The 21256-nt window shown below is 71.2% G+C and carries 15 protein-coding genes; 8 read left to right on the forward strand and 7 right to left on the reverse strand.

All coding sequences use genetic code 11. The features are described from left to right. The first annotated feature begins 179 nt into the window (after positions 1-179). From AB0J58_RS16495 to AB0J58_RS16505, 3 genes are read left to right on the forward strand one after another with little or no spacing between them, the layout of a single operon-like run. Positions 180-2705, forward strand: a complete 2526-nt coding sequence (locus AB0J58_RS16495) for a carboxylate--amine ligase/circularly permuted type 2 ATP-grasp protein (RefSeq protein ID WP_364216041.1) — start codon at positions 180-182, stop codon at positions 2703-2705. A 54-nt stretch (positions 2706-2759) separates the two neighbouring features. Next, positions 2760-4547, forward strand: a complete 1788-nt coding sequence (locus AB0J58_RS16500; RefSeq protein WP_364216044.1) for an N-acetylglutaminylglutamine amidotransferase — start codon at positions 2760-2762, stop codon at positions 4545-4547. Beyond that, entirely contained in the window at positions 4547-6733 is a 2187-nt protein-coding gene (locus tag AB0J58_RS16505) for a prolyl oligopeptidase family serine peptidase (protein WP_364216047.1), read from the forward strand. Before AB0J58_RS16500 ends, AB0J58_RS16505 begins: the two co-directional genes overlap by 1 nt. Before the next feature lie 65 nt (positions 6734-6798). Here AB0J58_RS16505 and AB0J58_RS16510 read toward each other — a convergent pair whose 3' ends face one another. Further along, complete coding sequence (locus AB0J58_RS16510) at positions 6799-7227, reverse strand: hypothetical protein (protein ID WP_364216050.1); 429 nt, start codon at positions 7225-7227, stop codon at positions 6799-6801. 15 nt (positions 7228-7242) lie between these two features. Next, positions 7243-7566, reverse strand: coding sequence for a hypothetical protein (locus tag AB0J58_RS16515; RefSeq protein WP_364216053.1), 324 nt, complete (start codon positions 7564-7566; stop codon positions 7243-7245). Positions 7567-7715: 149 nt separating this feature from the next. On the opposite strand from AB0J58_RS16515, the gene AB0J58_RS16520 reads away from it, so the two are divergent. Continuing rightward, the gene (locus AB0J58_RS16520) at positions 7716-7946 is read left to right on the forward strand and encodes a hypothetical protein (RefSeq protein ID WP_364216056.1); all 231 of its coding nucleotides are present in this window, start codon (positions 7716-7718) and stop codon (positions 7944-7946) included. Between the two features lie 151 nt (positions 7947-8097). Here AB0J58_RS16520 and AB0J58_RS16525 read toward each other — a convergent pair whose 3' ends face one another. Next, positions 8098-9360, reverse strand: a complete 1263-nt coding sequence (locus AB0J58_RS16525) for an amidohydrolase family protein (RefSeq protein ID WP_364216059.1) — start codon at positions 9358-9360, stop codon at positions 8098-8100. 137 nt (positions 9361-9497) lie between these two features. Here AB0J58_RS16525 and AB0J58_RS16530 point away from each other — a divergent pair, with 137 nt between their 5' ends. The 4 genes from AB0J58_RS16530 (at position 9498) to AB0J58_RS16545 (ending at position 15843) form a co-directional block, all read left to right on the forward strand. Then, entirely contained in the window at positions 9498-10091 is a 594-nt protein-coding gene (locus tag AB0J58_RS16530) for a TetR family transcriptional regulator (RefSeq protein WP_364216062.1), read from the forward strand. 443 nt (positions 10092-10534) lie between these two features. After that, positions 10535-11521 (forward strand): hypothetical protein, encoded by a 987-nt coding sequence (locus tag AB0J58_RS16535; RefSeq protein ID WP_364216065.1) that lies wholly within the window; start codon positions 10535-10537, stop codon positions 11519-11521. Positions 11522-11728: 207 nt separating this feature from the next. Further along, positions 11729-12172, forward strand: a complete 444-nt coding sequence (locus tag AB0J58_RS16540; RefSeq protein WP_364216068.1) for a hypothetical protein — start codon at positions 11729-11731, stop codon at positions 12170-12172. Positions 12173-12669: 497 nt separating this feature from the next. After that, the gene (locus tag AB0J58_RS16545; protein WP_364216070.1) at positions 12670-15843 is read left to right on the forward strand and encodes a BTAD domain-containing putative transcriptional regulator; all 3174 of its coding nucleotides are present in this window, start codon (positions 12670-12672) and stop codon (positions 15841-15843) included. A gap of 190 nt (positions 15844-16033) precedes the next feature. Here AB0J58_RS16545 and AB0J58_RS16550 read toward each other — a convergent pair whose 3' ends face one another. The 4 genes from AB0J58_RS16550 to AB0J58_RS16565 form a co-directional block, all read right to left on the reverse strand. Next, positions 16034-17305: a Zn-dependent hydrolase gene (locus tag AB0J58_RS16550; RefSeq protein WP_364216072.1), complete on the reverse strand. Its 1272-nt coding sequence runs from the start codon at positions 17303-17305 to the stop codon at positions 16034-16036. Further along, complete coding sequence (locus AB0J58_RS16555; protein ID WP_343974500.1) at positions 17302-17478, reverse strand: MbtH family NRPS accessory protein; 177 nt, start codon at positions 17476-17478, stop codon at positions 17302-17304. The genes AB0J58_RS16550 and AB0J58_RS16555 overlap by 4 nt, the downstream gene beginning before the upstream one ends. 88 nt (positions 17479-17566) lie before the next feature. Beyond that, entirely contained in the window at positions 17567-20626 is a 3060-nt protein-coding gene (locus tag AB0J58_RS16560; RefSeq protein ID WP_364216075.1) for a condensation domain-containing protein, read from the reverse strand. A gap of 19 nt (positions 20627-20645) precedes the next feature. Then, complete coding sequence (locus tag AB0J58_RS16565) at positions 20646-21254, reverse strand: TIGR00730 family Rossman fold protein (RefSeq protein ID WP_364216078.1); 609 nt, start codon at positions 21252-21254, stop codon at positions 20646-20648. Positions 21255-21256 lie beyond the last annotated feature (2 nt).

Genomic DNA, 21256 nt, shown 5'->3' on the forward strand with positions numbered 1-21256 from the left:
CTCACCGCCGACGACCGGGCGGGTGGGACCTGCCGGTCGCGGGGGAGGGCCCCGTCCGATCACGGAGAGTGAGTTTACGGTTCCGATTCTCTCCGGAACGGCCCGTGAAGTGCGGAACTGCTTTTTTCGGGCAAAGGACAAAAAATTCCGGTGAGTCGGCGTACTTCAGGAGTGATGAAATGGCGGGTCTGGCGGGGCCGATCGCGGTCGGCGTCGAAGAGGAGTTCCACGTCGTCGATGTCGACACCCGGCACCTCGTCCCACGGGCCGGTGTCCTGTTGGAGCAGTTACCGGCGGAGCGGTTCACCCATGAGCTGCAGCGTTCGGTGGTGGAGGCCAACAGCAGGCCCTTCGTGCATCTGGAGGACCTCGGGCACGACCTGACCGCGCTGCGCCGCACGGTGATCCAGGCGGCGGACGGTCTCGGGCTCGGGATCGTGGCGGCGGGGAGCGTGCCGCTGGTGGACCTGGCGGCGCTGAAGATCTCCCCGGATCCCCGCTACGAGCAGATGCTCGCCGACTACCAGCTGCTCACCCGCGAACAGCTGATCTGCGGCACGCAGTTCCACGCCGAGGTCGAGGACCGTGACCTGGCAGTGGCCGTCGCCCACCGCCTGGCCCCCTGGCTGCCCCCGCTGCTCGCCCTGAGCTCCAGCTCGCCGTACTGGCTGGGAGCCGACACCGGGTACGCCAGCTACCGTCCGCTGCTCTGGCAGCGCTGGCCCACCGCGGGGCCCGTGGCCAGGTTCGAGTCGGCCACCGAGTACGACAAGGTGGTGCGGGAGCTGGTGAGCTCCGGTGTGATCACCGACCCCGGCATGATCTATTTCGACATCCGGCCCTCGGCCCACCTGCCCACCGTCGAGCTGAGAGTGTGCGACGCCTGCCCCCGGGTGGGCGACATCGTGCTGATCGCCGGCCTGTTCCGGGCGCTGGTGGCCAGGGAGCTGGACGCGGTGCAGCACGGCCCCGAGCGCTCGGTCCGGCTGGAGATGGTCCGCGCCGCGACGTGGCGGGCGGCGCGCTCAGGGCTGGAGGGCGAGCTCGTCGACCCGGTCGAGGGCACCCCGGGCCCGGCCGCCGAGGTGATCTGGAGGATGATGGACGGCCTGCGGCCACAGCTGGAGGAGTCCGGCGACCTCGAGCTCGTCACCTCCCTGGTCCGGGAGTCGCTGGCGCGGGGAAGCTCCTCGGCCCGCCAGCGCGAGGCGTTCGCCCGCGACGGTCGGCTGGCCGACGTGGTCGACCTCGTCATCGCCGAGACTCGGTCCGAGGACTGGGAGACCGCCTTCGGCGGGCCGACACCGAGGATGCACACCAGTCTCCTCGACGGCTACGACACCCCCGGCGACGAGGCGATCATCGAGGGCACGGTACGCGAGTCCTACCAGCCGGTGCTGCGGGCCCTGGACCGGCTGGGCGCCCGCGGCCTGCGTGGCAGGGAGCGGCTCCGCGACGACTACCAGCGTCGCAACGGCATGACCTTCCACGTGGAGGGCGGCAGCGAGAGCCGGATCTTCCCGTTCGACCTGATCCCAAGGCTGGTCCCGCCCGGCGAGTGGGCCGAGATCCAGCGGGCGCTGCCGCAGCGGGTGCGGGCGCTGGAGGCGTTCCTGCGCGACGTGTACGGTGAGCGCGAGATCATCGGGGACGGCGTGCTCCCCGCCTGGGTGGTCGACGAGTCCCCCGGTTACCGCGAGCACGGGCGGAGGGTGCCGCCGGGTACCGTGCGCTGCGCCGTGGCCGGGCTGGATCTGGTCCGCGACCACGTCGGCCGCTGGGCGGTGCTGGAGGACAATCTGCGGGTGCCCTCCGGCCTCGGGTACGCGGTGACCAACAGGCACCTGATGGCCGAGCTGCTGCCGGAACTCGTCCCCGGCGAGGGAATCGCCGATCCGCGGCAGAGCCTGCGGACACTGCGGGAGGCACTGCTCGCGGCGGGCACGGCCGACTCGCCGGCCATCGCCGTGGTCTCGGCGGGACCGGACGACTCCGCCTACTACGAGCACCGGATGCTCGCCGAGGAGATGGGGGCGATCCTGGTGGTCCCGGCCGACCTGGAGATCAGGAACGGTCATCTGGAGGCCGCGGGGCGCAGGATCGACGTGCTCTACCGCCGGGTCGACGAGAACGAGCTGCTCGAAGGCCCCCTGGGGCCGGAGATCATGGACGCCGTCGAACGCTCCACGCTCGTCCTGGCCAACGCGCCGGGCAACGGCGTCGCCGACGACAAGTGCCTGTACCGATACGTGCCCCGCCTCATCGAGTACTACCTGGGCGAGGAGCCGCTCATCGACAACATCACCACCTACCTGTGCCGCGACGCCGCGGACCGCGAGCAGGTGCTCGACCGGCTGGCCGAGCTGGTCGTCAAGCCGGTGGACGGATTCGGCGGCCAGGGCGTGGTCGTCGGTCCCGAGGCGTCCGCCGAGGAGCTCGGCAGGATCAGGGAGAAGATCCTCGCCGCGCCCCAGGGATGGGTCGCCCAGGAGACGGTCCAGCTGTCGACGCACCCGACCTTCGACGGGGAGCGGCTGAGCCCGCGCGTGGTCGACCTGCGGGCCTTCGTCTGCCTCGGGGAGACGGCGACGGTGCCGCCGGCGGCGCTGACCCGCGTCGCACCGGCCGGCAGCCTGATCGTCAACTCCTCCCAGGGCGGCGGTTCCAAGGACACCTGGCTGCCGGGAGGGGGCGCCGATGTGTGATCTCAGGGCCGAATCCGGCCGGCTTCGGGACGAGCGGGTCATCGGGGGGTGCCGATGTGCGGTCTGAGCGGTGAGATCCGGTTCGACGGCTGTCCCGCGGACGTCGCCGCGGTGGCCCGGATGAGCGAGGTGATGAGCGACCGGGGCCCCGACGGGTCGGGCCTGTGGTCGCTGGGACCCGTCGCGCTGGGCCATCGGCGCCTGAAGATCATCGACCTGTCGGACCGGGGCGCCCAGCCGATGACGGACAGCGACCTCGGCCTGACCGCGGTCTTCAACGGGTGCCTGTACAACTACCGTGAGCTGCGCGAGGAGCTGGAGGGCCGGGGCTACCGTTTCTTCTCCAGCTCCGACACCGAGGTGCTGGTGAAGGCCTTCCACCGCTGGGGGGCCGACTGCGTCGACCACTTCAAGGGCATGTTCGCCTTCGCGGTCGCCGAGCGGGACACCGGCCGGCTGACCCTCGGCCGTGACCGCCTCGGGGTGAAGCCCCTGTACCTCTCCCAGGACGCCGATCGCCTCCGGTTCGCCTCCACGCTGCCCGCGTTGCTCGCCGGAACAGGAGTGGACACCGGCATCGACCGGGTGGCACTGCACCACTACATGACCTTCCACTCGGTGGTGCCGGTCGAGCGCACCATCCTGACCGGTGTGCGGAAACTCCCCCCGGCCACCGTGCGCACCGTCGAGCCCGACGGCACCGTCACCGACCGCCGCTACTGGCAGCCGCCCTACACCCGCTCGGCCCTGCCCGACCGCGCCGGACCGTCCCCCTCCGAGTGGCGCGAGGCGGTGCTCGACCGGCTGCGCGTGGCCGTGCGCAGGCGCATGGTCGCGGACGTGCCGGTGGGCGTGCTGCTCTCCGGCGGCCTGGACTCCAGCCTGATCGTCGCGCTGCTGGCCGAAGAGGGGCAGGCGGGCCTGTCGACCTTCAGCATCGGGTTCTCCGCGGCGGGCGGGGAGCGGGGCGACGAGTTCGCCTACTCCGACCTGGTCGCCGACGAGTTCGGCACCGACCACCACCGCATCCCCGTCGACGACACCCGACTGCTGCCCGCCCTGGAGCACGCGGTGCGGGCGATGAGCGAGCCGATGGTCAGCCACGACTGCGTCGCCTTCCACCTGCTGTCGCAGGAGGTCTCCAGGCACGTCAAGGTGGTCCAGTCCGGCCAGGGCGCCGACGAGGTGTTCGCCGGCTACAGCTGGTACCCGCCACTGGCCGGCGTGTCGCGCGAGGACGCGGCCGTCACGTACGCCGGGGAGTTCTTCGACCGCCCGCACGGGACGCTGGCCGGGATCCTGTCGCCCGAGTACATGCCGGAGCGGGACGTCAGCGGCGAGTTCGTCCGGCGCCACCTCGCGGCGCCCGGTGCCGACACCGCCCTCGACGCGGTGCTGCGCCTGGACACGGAGGTCATGCTCGTCGACGACCCGGTGAAGCGGGTGGACAACATGACCATGGCCTTCGGGCTGGAGGCCAGGACTCCGTTCCTCGACCACGAGCTGGTCGAGCTGGCGGCGGCCTGCCCTCCCGACCTCAAGATCGCCTCCGGCGGCAAGGGCGTCCTGAAGGACGCCGCGCGCGGGCTGCTGCCCGCCGAGATCATCGACCGGCCCAAGGGCTACTTCCCGGTCCCCGCCATCAGGCACATCCACGGTCCGTTCCTGGAACTCGTCAGGGACGCGCTGACCGGGCAGGCCGCGCGGTCACGCGGCCTGTTCGACCAGCCGTACGTCGACAAGCTGCTCGCGGCGCCGGACGAGCACCGCACCACCCTGGGAGCGAACGCACTGTGGCAGCTCGGACTGCTGGAGCTGTGGTTGCAGGCACAGGGAGTCTGATGGCCGACATGCCAGGAAGCGGTGCCCGCCCCTCGGCGGGCACCGGCCTGACCGCCTGGAGCTGCCGGGCGCCCGCGCTGGCGCCCGACCTGAGCGCCGTCGCGTTCATCGCCGACAGGGACGGCTCTCCGCGCGTCTGGGTCCAGCTTCTGGGCGGCGATCTGGAGGCGTTGCTTTCGGGAGGAGAGGCTGAGACGTCGCCGGCCGGGGAGTCGGCCGTGGGAGAGGCGGAGGCGTGGTCTCTCGACACCGGTCCTGAGCCCGCCGCCGACGTGATCTGGTCTCCCGACGCCCGGCGGCTGGCCGTCCTCGTAGTGCCGGGCGGCGGGGAGCACACCCAGGTCTGGACGGTCAGGCCCGACGGGAGCGACCTGCGCCCGCTGGCCGCGCCGGAGGGGGGATCGGCGTCGTTCGTGCGCTGGACCGGGCAGGGGGAGATCCTTCTCGTCGCCGAGGTCTCCGCGTCCGGCCGTACGGACGCGGTGCTCATCGACGCGAGCTCCGGCAGCCGGGAGGTCATCGCGGGCGGCGCGCTGATGCACCCGGCGGCGATCAGCCGTGACCACCGCCGGATGCTGCTGCGGCGCGGCCCGCGCGGCGTGCGCCGGATGTACGCGGCCGACCTTCCCGCCTTCCCCGGTGATCCCACCGGCCTTCCCGCCGCCCATCCCGGCGACCTCACCTCGGGCATGTCCGGTCCCGACGGCTCCGCGGGTCCCGGGGCCCTCGCGTCCGCTCTGTCCGCTCCGGGGGGTCTCGCCCCCGGTGCTGTGGAGACCGGGGACCTCGTCGCGGGACTTCCCGAGGACCTCACTCCCGGCCTGTGCTCCGGTCCGTCCGCCGCCCCTCCGGCCGGGCTCCGCTCCGACCTTCCCGAAGGCCATCTTGAGGACTTCCCGCCCGGCCTGCCCTCCGGCCTGCCCGACGAGGCCGCGGGCGATCTTCCAGGACCCGGGGAACGGCCGCTGCTGGCGGGGCTGAACGGCTCCACCGACTACGGCATCCTCTCTCCGGACGGGACGGTCGCCTACCTGCTGTCCGACGTCGGCCGCGACCGGGCCGCGCTGCTCGCGGTGGGTGAGGACGGCGCGGAGGTCGTGCTGGCCGAGCGGGTGGACGCCGAACTCGACCAGTTCGCGCTGAGTGCCAACGGCCACCGCGCCGTCCTGGCGTGGAACGACAGCGGCCGGTCGGAACTGGAGGTGATCGAGCTGGACACCGGTGCGGTGCGCCCGCTCCCGCCGCTGCCCGCCGAGGTGGTCTCCTCGATCAGGGTCTCCCTGGACGGCAGCCTGGCCGTCCTGGCGGTCGAGGGGCCCGGCGCCCCCTCCCACGTGGTGCTCTGCGATCTGGAGAACGGCGGCTACCGGCGGATCGCGGGGGACTCCCCGGTCGCCGGGGCGGCCGAGGCGGAGTTGATGCGCTTCCAGGCGCGCGACGGCATGGAGCTGACCGGCTGGCTCTACCGGGTCCCCGGGGCCCGGGGCCCGATGCCCTTCGTCGTCTACCTGCACGGCGGCCCGGAGAGCCAGGAACGGCCCACCTTCAACCCGCTGTTCCAGAACCTGCTGGCCGCCGGTATCGGGGTGCTCGCGGCGAACGTCCGCGGCTCGTCCGGGTTCGGCAGGGCCTTCCGCAACGCCGACAACCACGGGCTCCGCTTCGACGCGATCGACGACGTCGCCGACTGCGCCGTCGAACTGGCGCGCTCGGGTGTCGCCGAGGAGGCCAGGATCGCCTGCATGGGACGCTCCTACGGCGGCTACCTGACGCTGGCCGCCCTCGTCACCCACCCCCACCTCTTCCGTGCCGGGGTCGACGTCTGCGGCATGGCCGACTTCGAGACCTTCTACGACCGAACCGAGCCGTGGATCGCCGCGGCGGCCGTCAGCGAGTACGGCCACCCGGTCGCCGACCGTGACCTGCTGCGGGTGCTGTCGCCCCTGCACTCCTTCGACCGGCTGGCCGCACCGTTGCTGGTCGTGCACGGCGCCCGCGACACCAACGTCCCGGTGTACGAGGCCGAGCAGGTGCTGCGGGAGGCGCGGGCCCGTGGCATCCCCTGTGAGCTGCTGCTGTTCGAGGACGAGGGGCACGAGATCCGGCAGCTCGCCAACCGGGTGACCTTCGTCAAGAACGTCGTCGAATGGCTCAGGTGGCACCTGACCGCTCCCGACCTGGCATGACGCTTTCCCACCGGGACAGGCTCGGTGACGGTTTCGCTATTCCAGTGGGAAAGGGACGGTTTCCGTCACGAGCGATCGGATGGTTGAGCGATTTCGATGGGTTGGCCGGTTTCCTTGTCGACCACTGTCCGCCCTGTCAGTGGCGCCCGCAGATGCAAATTCACGTCGAACGGGTATCCGATGTCTGTCGTTGTTGTTCGCCCCCAGGACACGAGAGGGGCGCAGGTGTTGAGCACCTGGATCCCGATGGCCACCTGGGAGGCGGACTCACGCACCTCCATGTCCGTCACCTGCTCGCAGAAGGTGCCATCGGCCTTCGGTTCGCCGAACATGAGCTTCGCGGTCAGTGTCCGCCCGTCGGGCGACGGCGTCACGTAGCCGATCCACTGCCAGTGGGGCTTACGGACATGTGCGGTCGGCAGCAGTACCGCGAATATCAGTAGGAGCACTAGCGGAAGTACGACACCGGGTTTCTTGAAGATGGCGATGGGCATGGGATATCTCATGCGCTAGCTGAAGTTCCACTTCGCGATTTTCTCGCCGAATGCATTGTTAACGTCAAATATATCAGTGAAGTACGAGACGCAGTCAGTTGACCTTTCTGTCCCGTCCGGATTTGCATCGGAACCGCTGTGAATGCCCTTCGCGGTCACGGCTCCATCCGATCGTACGGTGTATATCGGTGCGCCGGAGTCGCCCCCTATCGAGCAGACGCCCTTCTTCGTACCGCGATGGACCCAGCGGACCGTGCCGGCGAAGTTGCCTTCCTGGTCATTCATGTCGACCTTCCAGCCAAGGTCGGAGACCTTCCAGTTGCAGATCTGGCCCAGCATTCCACCGCCGGTGAAATACTGATCCCCTACTTGCGCGCGATGGCTCCAACTGTCCGCCGCCGGTCGTTTTGAGGTCGTGAAAGGATCGCCAGACCCTCCTCGACGTTCTCGAATCGTTTCCCTCGGAGGACAGGAAGCAGCGTACGGTCGTGCTCGGCGATCTCGCCGCAGTCGAGGCCGCCGACAACAACCCCGACGCCGCGTGCGACTACGCCGACCAGGCCTTGGACCAGCTGGCCGTCACCTGGTACGCCACCGGCATGGAACGCGTCCGCGACGCGCGCCGGAAACTCCAGCCATGGGCCGAGCGAGAGTGTGTCCAGCGTCTGGACGACCGGCTTTACGGGTGGAAGACCACCCTCATCGCGCTGCGGCGTTGAGTGCGGAGATCCGACCGGAAAGCTCGGACAGCGAATCGATCCGCATCGTCGGAACACGGTCCGCGTCGGGATCGTCCTGCTGGATGACCCCCCACGGACCTCGGCGGATCAACGCCGTCCGAAGGCCCATTGAAGGGGGCGTGCGGGTGCTTCATCCGGCCGGGTGGGGGGCCGGTCGTGGGGTGGTCAGGCGGGTGCCGCGGCGCCAGACGGCGCGGGTGTTGAGGGTGTCGGCGATGGTGACGGTGGGGTCGCCGTCGACCAGGAGCAGGTCGGCGCGGAGCCCCGGCGCGATGCGGCCGCGGTCGTCGAGACCGAACCGGCGCGCGGTGGTGGCGGTGGCCGAGCGCAACGCCTCGGTGGGGGTGAGACCGGCCTGGACGAGGTAGCGCAGTTCGTGGTGGACGCTGGCTCCGTGCGCGAGACCGCCCAGGAACGGCACCGGTATCGACGCGTCGGTGCCGGTGAGAATGTCCACTCCCGCGTCGTGCAGGGCCTTGACCGAGGCCAGGACGTCGTCGATCTCGCCCTGGGGGTAGCGGTCGAAGCTGGAGCGCAACGTCTCCAGCCACGCCTGGTCCAGGCGGGAGGACACGCGCGGGTCGGCGGCGAACTCGGCGCCGGTGATGCCCATCATGGAGGCGTTCAGCACCACGCAGGGGACGACGAACATCCCCGCCTGTGCGATGAGGTCGATGATCTCGCCGGTGTGCGGCCGGTCCATGAACAGGTGTGCCAGACCGTCGATGCCCGCTTCGATCGCCATCCTGGTCGCGTCCACGGTGAGCGCGTGCGCGACGGTCAGCATGCCGTGCCGGTGCGCCTCGGCGACCCCGGCGTTCAGCGTGGCCTGGTCGAGCATGGGCAGGCCGGGGTGGCCTTCGACGGAACCATCGTCGATCATGAACTTGATGTAGTCCGAGCCGCCCGCGACCAGCCGGGGGATGAAGGCGACGGCCTCCTCGGGGGTGGTCGAGAACGGCATCGGCGGCGGCTCGCCCCCGGGCTTCCGGCCTCCGGCGTTCTCGCTGTGCTCGCGGGGGTTGAAATCCTTGGGGATCAGCTCGCTGGGGTGCCCGCCGGGCGGGGTGATGCCCATACCCGACGAGCGGACGTCGGCCATCGCGTCGTTGCCGGTGATGTGCGCCCGGTTGTTCCCGGTGTTGGTGCCCTGCATCTCCAGCTCGGTCGTCACCCCGAACCGCAACGCCAGTGCCAGTGCCTGCTCGCCGGTGTGCACGTGAGCGTCGATCAGGCCCGGTAGCAGCGTGGCGCCGCGCGCGTCGACCGTGTCGGCCCCCGCGGGGGCCTGTTCCCCGACCGAGCTGATGATCCCTCCGTCGATCACGACGGTCGGCTCGCCCAGCACCCGTTCCCCGTCGAAGACACGCGCGTTGACGATCGCTGTAGCCATGATGTCCTCCTGTTCGCATCAGTCATCACGGAACGCAGTCACGTGATCACCTTATGGTGATCCGCCAGCCGCTGTCGCGACTATATCCAGAATGACTCTAAATTTGAAATCAGTTCATATTTTGTATCGTTCTGGAGTTGGGTAGCCTGGGCGGCGTGCAGACCATGGGGCGCCGCGAGCGCAGAAAGGCCCAGACCCGGCAGGCGTTGAGCGACGCCGCGATCGGGTTGTTCCTGCGGCACGGCTATGACAGCGTGACGATCGCCCAGATCGCCGAAGAGGCCGACACCGCCATCGCCACCGTCTTCGCGTACTTCCCCGACGGGAAGGAGAGTCTGATCTTCGACGACGGGAGCGAACGCCGTGACGGCATCGTCGCCGCGGTCCGCGACCGGCCCGAAGGGCGGCCCATCCTGCGGGCGCTGCGTGAGTTCCTGTCCGCCCGCGGCCCCTTCGCCGCCGCCCCCTCCCCGCAGCTCAGGCGCCGTACCGAACTGGTCATGAACACCCCCGCGCTCCGTGGCTACCAGCGCAGACTCTGGAACCGCAGTCAGGATGCCCTGGCCGAGGTCATCGCGGCGGAGTCGGGGCGCGATCCCGGCGACATGACCGTCCGCGCGCTGGCCCGCTATGTCCTGGAGGTCCCCGACCTCGCCGCCGATGAGCCCGACCCTCGGCGTGCCCTCGACGCCGTCTTCGACCTGCTGGAAACAGGCTGGACCGGCCCCTGAGCCACCGCTCGGGGCGGGATGGGCGATAGGGCACCGGGGATTTTAGGAATCTACATTGTAAAGGGCGTGGGTTGTCGTAAAGCAGGGGCTTATCCCTGTCGGTCTCGGAGAGAGAAAAAGGCGATACCGGTCGGACACGTACCCGCTCGGAGGCTTTCCTGGAGTGGGGCGTCACCTCGAACCTCGATCGTGCGGGGGAGGGATCGCGGTCGCCGGAGCGTGGGCGGTTCTCGTCTTTACCGGCGAGGCCGGTCTTTCACCGCTTTCTTTATCTTTGCGGCCTGCTGCTGATAACAGATCGGTAAGACCGTACTGTCATGGGCCGCATACAGTGTGTGATTTTTGCCAGGCTGGGGGAGGTCGGACGCGATACGGGAGGCGAGATGTACGGTGAGCGTGATCGGACTCACGGCCACGGCCTCAACGCCAGACCGCGAGGGCGCATGCCGTACAGCGACTCGTGGCTCCGCCCGCCGGATTCGCCGTGCTCCGCCGGGCCCGCGACCCTCCCTGAGCCCGATGGGCCGCCGGCACCCAACAGGGCCGCGCGGCACAGGAAGGACGAGGAGACGGGTGACGACACCGTCTGGCCATCGGCCCGCCGCTCCTGGACATACCTCGACAGCAGGCCGTTCTCCATGCCGCCGCCGCCCAGCCCCTGGCTGCGGCCGTGGTCGAGGCTCTCGCGCGACCAGCTCCTGGGGCCGGCGCTGGTCGCCGGGTTCCTCGTCGCCGCAGGGGTCGGTGTCTGGTCGTCCGGCTGGTCCCCGTGGGCGGGGACGCCCACCGCGAGCACGGTACCCGCGTCCCCCGCGGGGCGTCTCGTCGCGGATCGCGACACGGTGTTCACGTCACCGCGAGCCCCGGTGGCCGGGGCGGGGGGCTTCGCGGGAGAGCGGAAGACCTTGGAGGGCAGGGAGAGGGTGGCAGGGCGGCGGAAGACGCCGCGCCACGATCTGGAGCGGCCCCTTTTCGGCCCTGCCGGAAGGCCCGGGAACGAGTGGGTCAAGCGGGTGGAGCGGCGCGGCGAGAGCCGGGAGGGCCGAGGTTCGACGTGGACCGGTGCCGGGCCGGGCGAGGCCGGGAGCGCCACGCCGGTGACCGAAGGCGTCGGACGGGAGGCGGGCGGTGCCACCGGAAGTGCCGCCGGCGGCCGAGGGAACGCCGGAGGCGTCGCATCGGGGCGGTCGCGCTCCGGAGCGCGCAAGGCCCGGTCGCAGCCCCGTGCGGCCAGGACGGGTGCCCCGGAGGCCAGGACGCCTTCGCCCTCGGCGTCCAGGAGCGGGCCGCCGGATCCGAGCGCCGGGGGCGGGAGTGCAGCCGGTATCAGCGCCGCCTACGCCTGCCGCCATCTGCCCTCCGGTGACTGGCGCTACGCCTACTGCGTGCAGGTCTGGAACGACTACAAGAGCAGGAACGGCCTGCCCTGATCTCCCGTCGTCTCGCCTCGGTGGCGGCCCGGTTCGTGATCGGGGTGAGCGGGGCGGCGGATTGTGGCCGATGTCCCGGCTGGGGGTGCGGGAGCGCGCGGGGCGCACGATCTTGGTGTGAACTTGAGGTATCCCGATGATTACTCATGGTCATTGCGGCGCATGAGGTCACCTGCAGATCAACCCTCAGCACCAATGGGAGTACCCATGCACATCCGCATCGCCGCGACGGGGCTCGTCGCCGTCGGCCTGCTCGCCACCCTGGCCACCGCCGGTATCGCCACCGCCGCCACCGATGGCGCGACCGTTCCCGCGCCGACCGCGTGTGCCCAGGAGCATCTCGCGCTGCTGGACGCCGAGGACGCCATCGCGGGCGTCGATGCCGTTCCGGAGGTCAAGGCCGCCCACGAGGCCTTGGTGAAGGTCGGCGCCGCCGCGGACGTGGGCAAGCTCTCGCAGAAGACGCCCTCGCAACCGCTCGGGGCGGGGGCGTCAGAGGCGGATCCCGCGGCCAAGAAGGCGTTGGAGGCGTACAACGCCGCCGGGGCCAAGTATCTGCAGGCGCGTGACGCGGCGCTTTCGAAGGTCGCGCCCCTGCACCAGAGCTCCAGGGACGCGCTCAAGAAGTGCCTTCAGGCCGGCTTGGCCTGAGGGTTCGGCCTGAGCCTGATCGGCTGACACATATCGGAGTCCCTCAAGCCGCGACCGGGGTGGGGGACTCCGGTGGAAGGTGAGACGAACCGCCGGCTGTCCTCGTGATCGCTTCGCATCAGAGGGCGGGGTTTCGGGGAGGCGCCCTGGTCTGTCGCGCCTCTTCGCGTTCTTCCGGTTCCGTCGCCTGTGAGTGCGCTCACCGGCGGCTTCCGGCTCGCGCCGGAGCGTCCCCGTTTCCGGGGTTCCCGTTTCGCCGGTGCGCGCCCGCCGCGCACGCCGGGTCTGGCCCCTCGTGGTTCCGGCTGCGTCGTTCGGTGTGAATACGGATGTCCGGCCGCGGTAATCTCCAACAATCCCGCAAGTGGTGCCGTGTTGGGCCGCGCCCGCAAAATAAGACTGGACATCTCATGATAAATACTGCTGAAATGGTGTTTTTCGTGAATAGGTAATTCACCCTACGCAAGGGGCAGTCGGACACTCCCTGATGGTGGCGCATGGACACTGCTCTGTCGTTTCGCGTTCTCGGTCCACTTGAAGTCCTGGTAGGTGAGCAACGGGTCTCGATCGGAGGGTCACGCCAGCGAATTATTCTCGCCACCCTCATCCTGCGCGCGGGGCGGGTCGCCCCCGTCGACCTGCTCGCCGGGGCGATATGGGGTGAGCACCCACCGCCCACCGCCCGCAGCCAGGTGGTCATCTGTGTCTCCGGGCTCCGCCGGGCCTTCCTGGAGGCGGGCGCCCCGGCGAACCTGCTCGGCACCTCCTCGCCCGGATACATCCTGCAGGCCGACCCCTCCCAGGTCGACGTCCTGCTCGCCGAGCGCCTCGCCGCCAAGGCGAGGGCCGCGGAGAGCGCCGGCGACCTCTCCGGCGCCGCCCGGCTGTTTGCCGAGGCGTGCGGTCTGTGGCGCGGCCCGGTCCTGGCGGGCATCGAGAGCGCGTTCGTCGAGTCCGAGGCGCGACGGCTGGACGACCGCCAGCTGACACTGACCGAGGAGCGCGTCCAGCTGGAGCTCGCCCTCGGCCGGCACCGGGAGCTGATCGACGACCTCGCCGTCTTCGTCGACGCCAACCCCCTGCGCGAGCGGCTGCGCGCCCAGCTGATGCTGGCCAGATACCGGTGCGGGCGCCGGGCGGAGGCGCTCGACACCTACCGGATCGGGCGGATGCAGCTCGTCGAGGAGCTCGGCATCGAGCCGGGCACCGAGTTGCAGGCCCTGCACGACGCCATCCTGCGCGACGCCCCCGAGCTGACCCCGGCACCCGTCCGGGTGAGCGTGCCCGCCTCCGAGGCCGCCGCCGGACCGGAGCCCGTGCCCGCGGAGCCCGTCGCGGCGGCCCCGGTCGAGCACGGGGTGGTGCCCGCGCAGCTGCCCGCGGACGCGCCCTACTTCGTCGGCAGGACCACCGAGATCGCCGAGTTGGACGCGCTGCTGGACAAACGGATCGGCCAGGGGCTGCTCACCATCGCGCTCATCACCGGGGTGGGCGGGGTCGGCAAGTCGGGACTCGCCGTGCACTGGGCGCACCGGGTCGCCTCCAGATTCCCCGACGGCCAGCTCTTCGTGAACCTGCGCGGCTACGACCTCAACGCACAGCCGTTGACCCCCGGCGCGGTCATGGACCGCTTCCTGCGGGCCTTCGGCATCGCCGGCGAACGCATCCCCGAGGACCTGGACGAGCGCGCCGGCCTGCTGCGCACCGTCATCGGCAGGCGCCAGGTGCTGCTGCTGCTGGACAACGCCCGGGTCATCGACCAGGTCAGGCCGCTGCTGCCCGGCTCCGGCACCTGCTGTGTGATCGTGACCAGCAGGGACCCACTGGGCGACCTGGCCGCCAGGGAGGGCGCCAGCGTGATCCATCTGGAGGTACTGGGCGCGGCGGACTCCGCCGCGCTGCTCGCCGGGGTCGCCGACTCCGTGGTCATGGACGAGGACCCCAAGGCCGCCGCGCTGCTCGGCGAGCTGTGTGACGGGCTGCCGCTGGCACTGCGGATCGTGGGCGCCCGTCTCACCACCCGCTCGTACTGGACCCCGGCCCGCCTGGCCAAGCGTCTCGCCGACGAGCGGCGCCGGTTGGACGAGCTGAGCTACGGCCAGCTGACCGTACGGGCCAGTTTCGCCCTCAGCTACCGCGACCTGAACCCCGAGGCGGCGCTGATGTTCCGCAGGCTGGGGCTGCTCGAGGCGCCCGACTTCGCCTCCTGGGCGGGCGCGGCGCTGCTCGACATCGACGGCCTCGACGCCGAGGACCTGATCGACCAGCTGGTGGACGCCCAGCTCGTCGAGGTGCTCGGCCCCGACGGCGCCGACCAGATCCGCTACCGGTTCCACGACCTGGTGCGGCTGTACGCCAGGGAGCGGGCCGATGAGGAGGAGCCGCCCGAGGACCGGCTCGCCGCCGTCACCCGCGCCCTGAGCTGCTGGCTCGTACTGGCCGAGGAGGCACACCAGCGAGAGTACGGCGGGGCCTTCACCCAGCTGCACGGCACGGTGCCCCGGTGGCGGCCGGCCGAGGCGGACGAGCTCCTGGAGCGGCCACTCGACTGGCTGGACGCCGAACGCGGCGCTCTGGTCGCCGCCATCTCACAGGCCGCCCACATCGGCGCGTCCGAGCTGTGCTGGGACCTCGCCGTCACCGCCACCACCCTGTTCGAGGCCCGGAGCCACTTCGACGACTGGCGCACCACCCACGAGACGGCGCTCGCCGCCGCTCGTCGGGCCGGTGATCTGCGCGGTGAGGCGGCCGTTCTCTGCTCGACGGGAAGCATGCATCTCTTCCAGCAGATGCCGGAGCGGGCGGGCGAGTGCCTGTGGGCGGCGCGTGAGCTGTTCGAACGGCTTGAGGACTCGTACGGGATGGCGCTGGCGCTGCGCAACATCTCGCTGCTGGACCGGCTCGCGGGCCGTTTCGACACGGCGCTCGACGGGTTCCTCACCGCGAAGAGGATCTTCGTCGCGGTCGGGGACCGCTTCGCCGAGGCCCACGTGCTCGGTGGCATCGCCCAGGTCCACGTCGACCAGGGGAGAGTGGAGCTCGCCGAACCCCTGTTGAGACAGGCCCTGGAGGTCTTCCGGCAGCTGGGCAGCGAGCGGGGTCAGGCGCAGATACTCAACAGGCTGGGGGAGACACTGCTGCGCCAGGAGCGGCTGGGGGAGGCGGAGGCGACCTCCCGGGCCGCGCTCGCCCTGGTCAGGGAGCGGCAGGACGACATCGGGCAGGCGTACATCCTGTGTGGGCTGGGGGAGATACAGGTCCGCCAGAACCGGCTGGAGGCCGCCGTGGAGAGTCTCGACGAGGCACTGGCCATCGCCCAGGGGGTGCGTGAGCGCTTCGTGGAGGCGCGGATCCACCTGGCCTTCGGCCAGTTGCACGCCCGGCGCGGCCGGTTCGACGAGGCGGTGGCCTATCTGCTCGAGACCTTCGAGATATCCACCGAGCTGGATACCCGGCTGTGGCAGTTCAGGGCACTGTCCGCGCTGGGGGAGGTGTTCGTCCTCAAAGGTGACGAGGCCGCCGCCTCCGATGCGCTGAATCGCGCCCTGGATTGTTGTACCGATACCGATTCCGAGGATTACCGGCTAATCAGGGCGCGACTGGCTACTTTATCGGGAATTTCCGCTGAATCATCAGGTCCATGTGCTGTCGCCAGTGATGTGAGCGACTGACGAGGCTGCGGTGATCGTACCCTGAACGACGGCCACCGGCAGGGTGAGGAGTGCGGCAGTGGCGGTGACCTTCGCGACCCAGGTAATCCACCGAGACATTTTCAACCTCATTCATCCGTGGTGTTTTCTTTCCTTCTTCCGTTCTGCGACAAACGTAGAATGAGGCGCGATCGAGTCGATATCACATCGGCTACCGCTTGATATCCGGGGTCGCGTCGCGCATCAGCACCGCCGTGAGCAGCACGTCCGCTCCCCACGCCAGGTGTTCGGGGGCGGTGTACTCCCCGGGGGCGTGGCTCACCCCGTCTCTGCTCGGCACGAATATCATCCCGACGGGCGCGATCCGCGCCACGATCTGGGCGTCGTGGCCGGCGCCGCTGGGCAGGCGGTGGTAGGGCAGGCCCTGCTCGGCCGAGGCGCGGGCGATGAGCTCCCGCAGGTCCGCGTCGCAGTCGACCGGAGAGGTGCGCGCACCGGGGACGACCGTGACGCGGGTGCCGGTCGTGCCGGCCACTTCCGCGGCGGCCTCGGCCAGCCGCGCCAGTGCCGCCTCCAGCGCCCCGGCCGAGGTGTCGCGGAACTCCACCCCCAGCCGGACCCTGCCGGGGACGACGTTCCACATGCCGGGCTCGACGGCGCATGTCCCGGTGGTGGCGCGCAGCACCAGCCGCTCGTCGGCGGCGATGGCCCGCACGGCCAGCACCAGCCGGGCGGCGCCGTCCAGCGCGTCCGCCCGGTGCTCCATGGGCGTGGTGCCCGCGTGCCCGGCCACGCCGTCGACCGTGACCGAGACGTTCACCCGCCCGGTGATCGTCTCCACCACCCCGATCGGTACGCCCAGGCGTTCCAGCACCGCTCCCTGCTCGATGTGCAGCTCCAGGTAGGCGGCGATGTCGCGGGGTGACCAGGCGGCCTCGGCCAGCCGCTCGGCGTCGCCCCCGACCGCGGCCAGCAGGTCGGCGACCGGGATGCCGCGATCGTCCAGGGCGCGTGCCGCGCCGGGCGGCAGTACCCCGGCGAAGCCGTGCGAGCCCAGCATGCCCATCGTCCCGTGGGCGCCCTCCTCGTCGCAGAAGGCCACCACCGCGAGCGGGTGGTTCAGCCGCACGCCCTCCTCGTGCAGGGTCCTGGCCACCTCGACGCCGGCCAGCACCCCGTAGGCCCCGTCGTAGGCGCCACCGTCCGGCACCGTGTCGATGTGCGAGCCCAGGACCAGCGCGGGCGCTCCCGGCACGGCGCCGGGGCGGTGGCCGATCAGGTTGCCGGCCGCGTCGATCCGTACGGCCAGGGCGGCCTCCTCCATGAGCCGCGCGACGTAGGCGCGGCCCTCCACATCCCCGGGGGTGAACGCCAGCCGTGTCACTCCGCCGCCGGGCACCGCGCCGATGGCGCCGAGCCCGGCCACCTGCTCCACCAGACGCCCGGCGTTGACACGGGGCCGGGTCCCCTGCAGGACGGTCATGGCGTACGCAGGGATCTGGGGCGCATGTCCGTCCAGACCCGCTCGATGTGCGCCAGGCAGTCGTCCCGGCCGCCGAGGACTCCGGTGGCGGTCCACCCGGCGGGCAGGGCCCGGTCGTGCGGCCAGATGGAGTACTGCTCCTCGTGGTTGACCACCACTACGTAGGTGCTCACGTCAGAACCTCCAGGTCACCGATCGTGGTCGAGTCGTCCCGCGCGGCGTGCGTCCGAAAGGTGCGCGCCGCCCGCGCGCTACGCCGTGTCATCTCGCAAGGGGAAGGCAGGGGCCGGACACCAGGGCGGTGATCGACCGCTCCAGTTCGCCGGCCATCGCGGCGACCGTCTCCGGAAGGAACAGCGCCGTGTCGTACTCCAGGACCGCTCGCGCGTGGCCGCCCAGGTCGGTGACCTCCAGGGCCAGGTCGAACTGCGAGGTGCCCAGCGGCATGACCAGCCGGTCGGCCGTCACCCCGGGCAGCCGGTCGTCGGCCGACTCCAGCAGGCGCCGGTCGTGCAGGGTGAACAGCACGTCGAACGGGGTCCTGCGGTCCCTGCCCAGCTCCGCGGTCAGCTTCGACAGCGGCAGTTCCTGGTGCTCGTAGGCGCCCAGCAGGCTCTGCCGGACCCGGCCGACGACCTCGGTGAAGGTGTGCGCCCCGGCCAGCGGGGTGCGGACCGCCACCGTGTTGACGAAGTGCCCGATCAGGTCGGCGACCTCGCTCCTGGAGCGGCCGGACACCACCGAGCCGACCGTCACGTCCTGCACGCCGGTGCGGCGGGCCAGCCAGACCTTGAAGGCGGCCAGGTAGACCATGTGCGGTGTGGTGTCGGTGGCGCGGCACAGCCCGCGTACGTCGACGGGCAGTTCGAAGGTGTGCTGGGCGCCCTGGAACAGCGGCCGTCTGGGGCGGGGCAGGTCGGTGCGGAGCGCGGTGCGCGGTGCGCCCGCCAGTCGCCCTCGCCAGTAGTCCAGCAGACCGGACAGCCGCTCACCGGTCAGCGACTCGCGTTCCCAGACGGCGAAGTCGACGTAATGGGTGCCGGGCGGCGCCGGTTCGGCCGAGCCCTCGACCCGGTTGCGGTACAGGGCGCACAGCTCCCGCCAGAAGATCGCGGTCGACCAGCCGTCGAAGACGATGTGGTGCGCCAGGACGAGCAGCACGTGCTCGGTGGGGGAGATCCGGTACAGCACGGGCCGCAGCAGCGGGCCGGTGGCGAGGTCGAACGGCCTGCGGTACTCGTCCAGGATGAGCCCGGCGGCGTCGGCCGTCTCCACCACCGGCAGCGGCACCGGAGCCGGGTCCGCCACCCGCTGTACCGGCCCCTGCCTGGTCATCGTGAACGTGGTGCGCAGCGACTCGTGCCGGGCGACCACCCGCCCGATCGCCCACTCCAGCGCCTCGACGTCCAGGGGGCCACGGAGCCGGAACGCGTGCGGCGCGCTGTAGGCGAGGCTCGCCGGGGCCAGCTGGTTCAGCACCCACAGGCTCTCCTGGGCGTAGGAGAGCGGGTAGCCGGCGCCGGGGGTCCTGGGCAGCGGGCGGGGCCCGGTCCCGGCGGGACCGGCCAGCCAGGCGGCCAGCTGGGCGGCCGTCAGGTGGTGGAAGACGTCGGAGATCGACACCTGCACGCCCAGCCGGTCCTGGATCCGCATCGCCACCTGGACCGCGGCCAGCGAGTGGCCGCCCAGGCCGAAGAAGTCGTCGTCCGGGCCGATCTCGCCGGGTTCCAGATCGAGCACCTCACTCCAGACGGCGGTGACGACGTCCAGCAACTCGGCCGGGGCGCCCGCGTGCGGGGCCGGGCCGTGCGGGACAGGCGGGGGACCCGCCGTCGCGGCGGCCGGCTCCTCGCTCCCCGCCCCGGCACCGGGGCGGGGCTCCCACGGGAAGGCCGTCACCGGACGGCCGGGGTCGCCGGCCGCGAAGTCCAGCACCCGCAGGTAGCCCTCGGCGAGCCAGGCGATCGTGTCCGCGTCGAACAGGTCGGTGTTGTAGCGCAGCAGGCCGGAGATCTCGCCGTCCGCGGCGACCAGCTCCAGCTCCACGTCGAAGCGGACGGTCCGCTGGTCGAGGGGGTACGTCGACAGGGCCAGCTCGCCCAACCGCAGCAGCATGCCCCGCTCGCCCGCCGAGGGGGCGCCCAGCGGCGACGCCGCCTCACCGGACGCGCTGCGGACGATCTCCCCTCGGTGCGAGGCGCGCAGCGTGAACGCCACGTCGAACAGCGGGGAGCGGCTGGGGTCGCGGTGCGCGCCCAGCCGTTCCACCAGCAGCGGGAACGGGTAGTCCTGGTTGTCCAGGGCGTCGAGCACCGCCCGCCGGGTGCGGTCGAGCACCTGCGAGAACCCGGGGTTCCCCGACAGGTCGGCGCGGAGCACGACCGGGTTGACGAAGTAGCCGGCGACGTCGGAGAACTCCGGGCGGCTGCGCCCGGAGGTCCAGGTGCCGAGCAGGAAGTCCCGCCGGCCACAGGCCCGGCCCAGCAGCACCTGGAAGGCGGCCAGCAGCGTCGTGTACAGGGTGGCCCCGCCGCTCACGGCCAGCTCCCCGACCGCCGCCGACCGCTCGGCGCCCAGCCGGAAGGCGTGCGAGGCGCCCCGGAAGGTCTGGTCGGCAGGGCGCGGCCGGTCGGCGGGCAGTGCGAGCACCGGCGGCGGGTCGGCCAGCAGACGCGTCCAGTAGGCCGCCATCCGGGCACCCTCCGGCCGGGCCAGCATCGCCGCCTGCCAGGCCACGAAGTCGGCGTAGGTCGCGGCGGGTGGCGGGCAGGCGGGTTCGGAGCCGCCACGCAGCGCCGTGTACGCCTGCCCCAGCTCCTCCAGCAGCGTGAACAGCGACCAGCCGTCGATCGCGATGTGATGGGTGACCCAGAGCAGCACCGGCGCCGCCGCCGGGCGCCGTACCAGCACGACCCGCAGCACCGGGCCGCGCTCCAGGTCGAACGGGCGGGCCGCCTCGGCGCCGAGCAGGGCCGCGAGGTCCTCCTCAGGCGCGAGGGCGACGAGGCGGAAGTCCAGCTCCCCCTCCGGGGCGACCCGCTGCACCGGCGTGCCCTTGACGTGCCCGTAGGTGGTGCGGAAGATCGGGTGCCGCGCCACCAGCCAGGCGAACGCGCCGCGCAGCGCCTCCGGGTCCGCCTCGCCGTGCACCGTCCAGGCGAACGGCATGTTGTAGGCGACGCTGGCCTCCCTGCGCATCCGGTCCATGAACCACAGGGACTGCTGGCCGTAGGAGAGCGGAAAGGGTGCGGCGCCCGATTTCATCAGCTTGGCGAGCAGGGCGCGCTTGTCGGCCTGGGACAGCGGCGCTCGGGTCTCCATCGAAGTCCTCCAGTGGGGGTCAGGTCGCCGGGACGGTCAGCCGCTCGACGAGGGAGACGGCCTCCTCGGGGGAGGCGACGGAGTGGAACGTCGGCTGCCCGGCCCGGGAGATCAGCTCGAACCGCCGCAGGGTCTCGACCAGGCTGATGAAGCCGTCCCAGACGCCCTCGGCGTTCACGATGACCAGCGGCTTCTCGGACATGCCCAGGTAGGTGGCGGAGATCACCTCAAGGATCTCGTCCAGCGTCCCGTAGCCTCCGGGCAAAGCGATGAAGGCGTCCGCGCCACGCAGCATGTGCTCCTTGCGCCGGTGCAGGCTGTCGGTCAGGTGCGTCTCCTGTGCCGGCGCGGCGATCGCCCGCTCCCGCTCGTACAGGAACCGGGGGATGATCCCCCGGATGGTCGCACCGGTCTCCGAGGCGGCCCACGCCACCTCGCCCATCAGGCCGGAGCCGCCACCGCCGTAGATCAGGCGGTGGCCCCGCTGCCCGATGAGCCTGCCGGTCGCCCTGGCCATGTCGACGATGACCTGTGAGTTGCTCCGTCCCGCGCCGCAGAAGACGCAGATCTCCAGTGGTTTGCCGCCCCCGCGCACACCCGCGCCGGGTTGGAGGATCGTCGAGGTCATCG

It is taken from the genome of Streptosporangium sp. NPDC049644, from assembly GCF_040675205.1.
In the GTDB taxonomy this organism is placed as follows: domain Bacteria; phylum Actinomycetota; class Actinomycetes; order Streptosporangiales; family Streptosporangiaceae; genus Streptosporangium; species Streptosporangium fukuiense.

Bases quoted from the DNA above. Each gene is read 5' to 3' on its own strand.
- AB0J58_RS16495 (WP_364216041.1), top strand. From the start codon at position 180: ATGGCGGGTCTGGCGGGGCCGATCGCGGTCGGCGTCGAAGAGGAGTTC.
- AB0J58_RS16500 (WP_364216044.1), top strand. From the start codon at position 2,760: ATGTGCGGTCTGAGCGGTGAGATCCGGTTCGACGGCTGTCCCGCGGAC.
- AB0J58_RS16505 (WP_364216047.1), top strand. From the start codon at position 4,547: ATGGCCGACATGCCAGGAAGCGGTGCCCGCCCCTCGGCGGGCACCGGC.
- AB0J58_RS16510 (WP_364216050.1), bottom strand. From the start codon at position 7,227: ATGCCCATCGCCATCTTCAAGAAACCCGGTGTCGTACTTCCGCTAGTG.
- AB0J58_RS16515 (WP_364216053.1), bottom strand. From the start codon at position 7,566: ATGCTGGGCCAGATCTGCAACTGGAAGGTCTCCGACCTTGGCTGGAAG.
- AB0J58_RS16525 (WP_364216059.1), bottom strand. From the start codon at position 9,360: ATGGCTACAGCGATCGTCAACGCGCGTGTCTTCGACGGGGAACGGGTG.
- AB0J58_RS16535 (WP_364216065.1), top strand. From the start codon at position 10,535: ATGCCGTACAGCGACTCGTGGCTCCGCCCGCCGGATTCGCCGTGCTCC.
- AB0J58_RS16540 (WP_364216068.1), top strand. From the start codon at position 11,729: ATGCACATCCGCATCGCCGCGACGGGGCTCGTCGCCGTCGGCCTGCTC.
- AB0J58_RS16545 (WP_364216070.1), top strand. From the start codon at position 12,670: ATGGACACTGCTCTGTCGTTTCGCGTTCTCGGTCCACTTGAAGTCCTG.
- AB0J58_RS16550 (WP_364216072.1), bottom strand. From the start codon at position 17,305: ATGACCGTCCTGCAGGGGACCCGGCCCCGTGTCAACGCCGGGCGTCTG.
- AB0J58_RS16560 (WP_364216075.1), bottom strand. From the start codon at position 20,626: ATGGAGACCCGAGCGCCGCTGTCCCAGGCCGACAAGCGCGCCCTGCTC.
- AB0J58_RS16565 (WP_364216078.1), bottom strand. From the start codon at position 21,254: ATGACCTCGACGATCCTCCAACCCGGCGCGGGTGTGCGCGGGGGCGGC.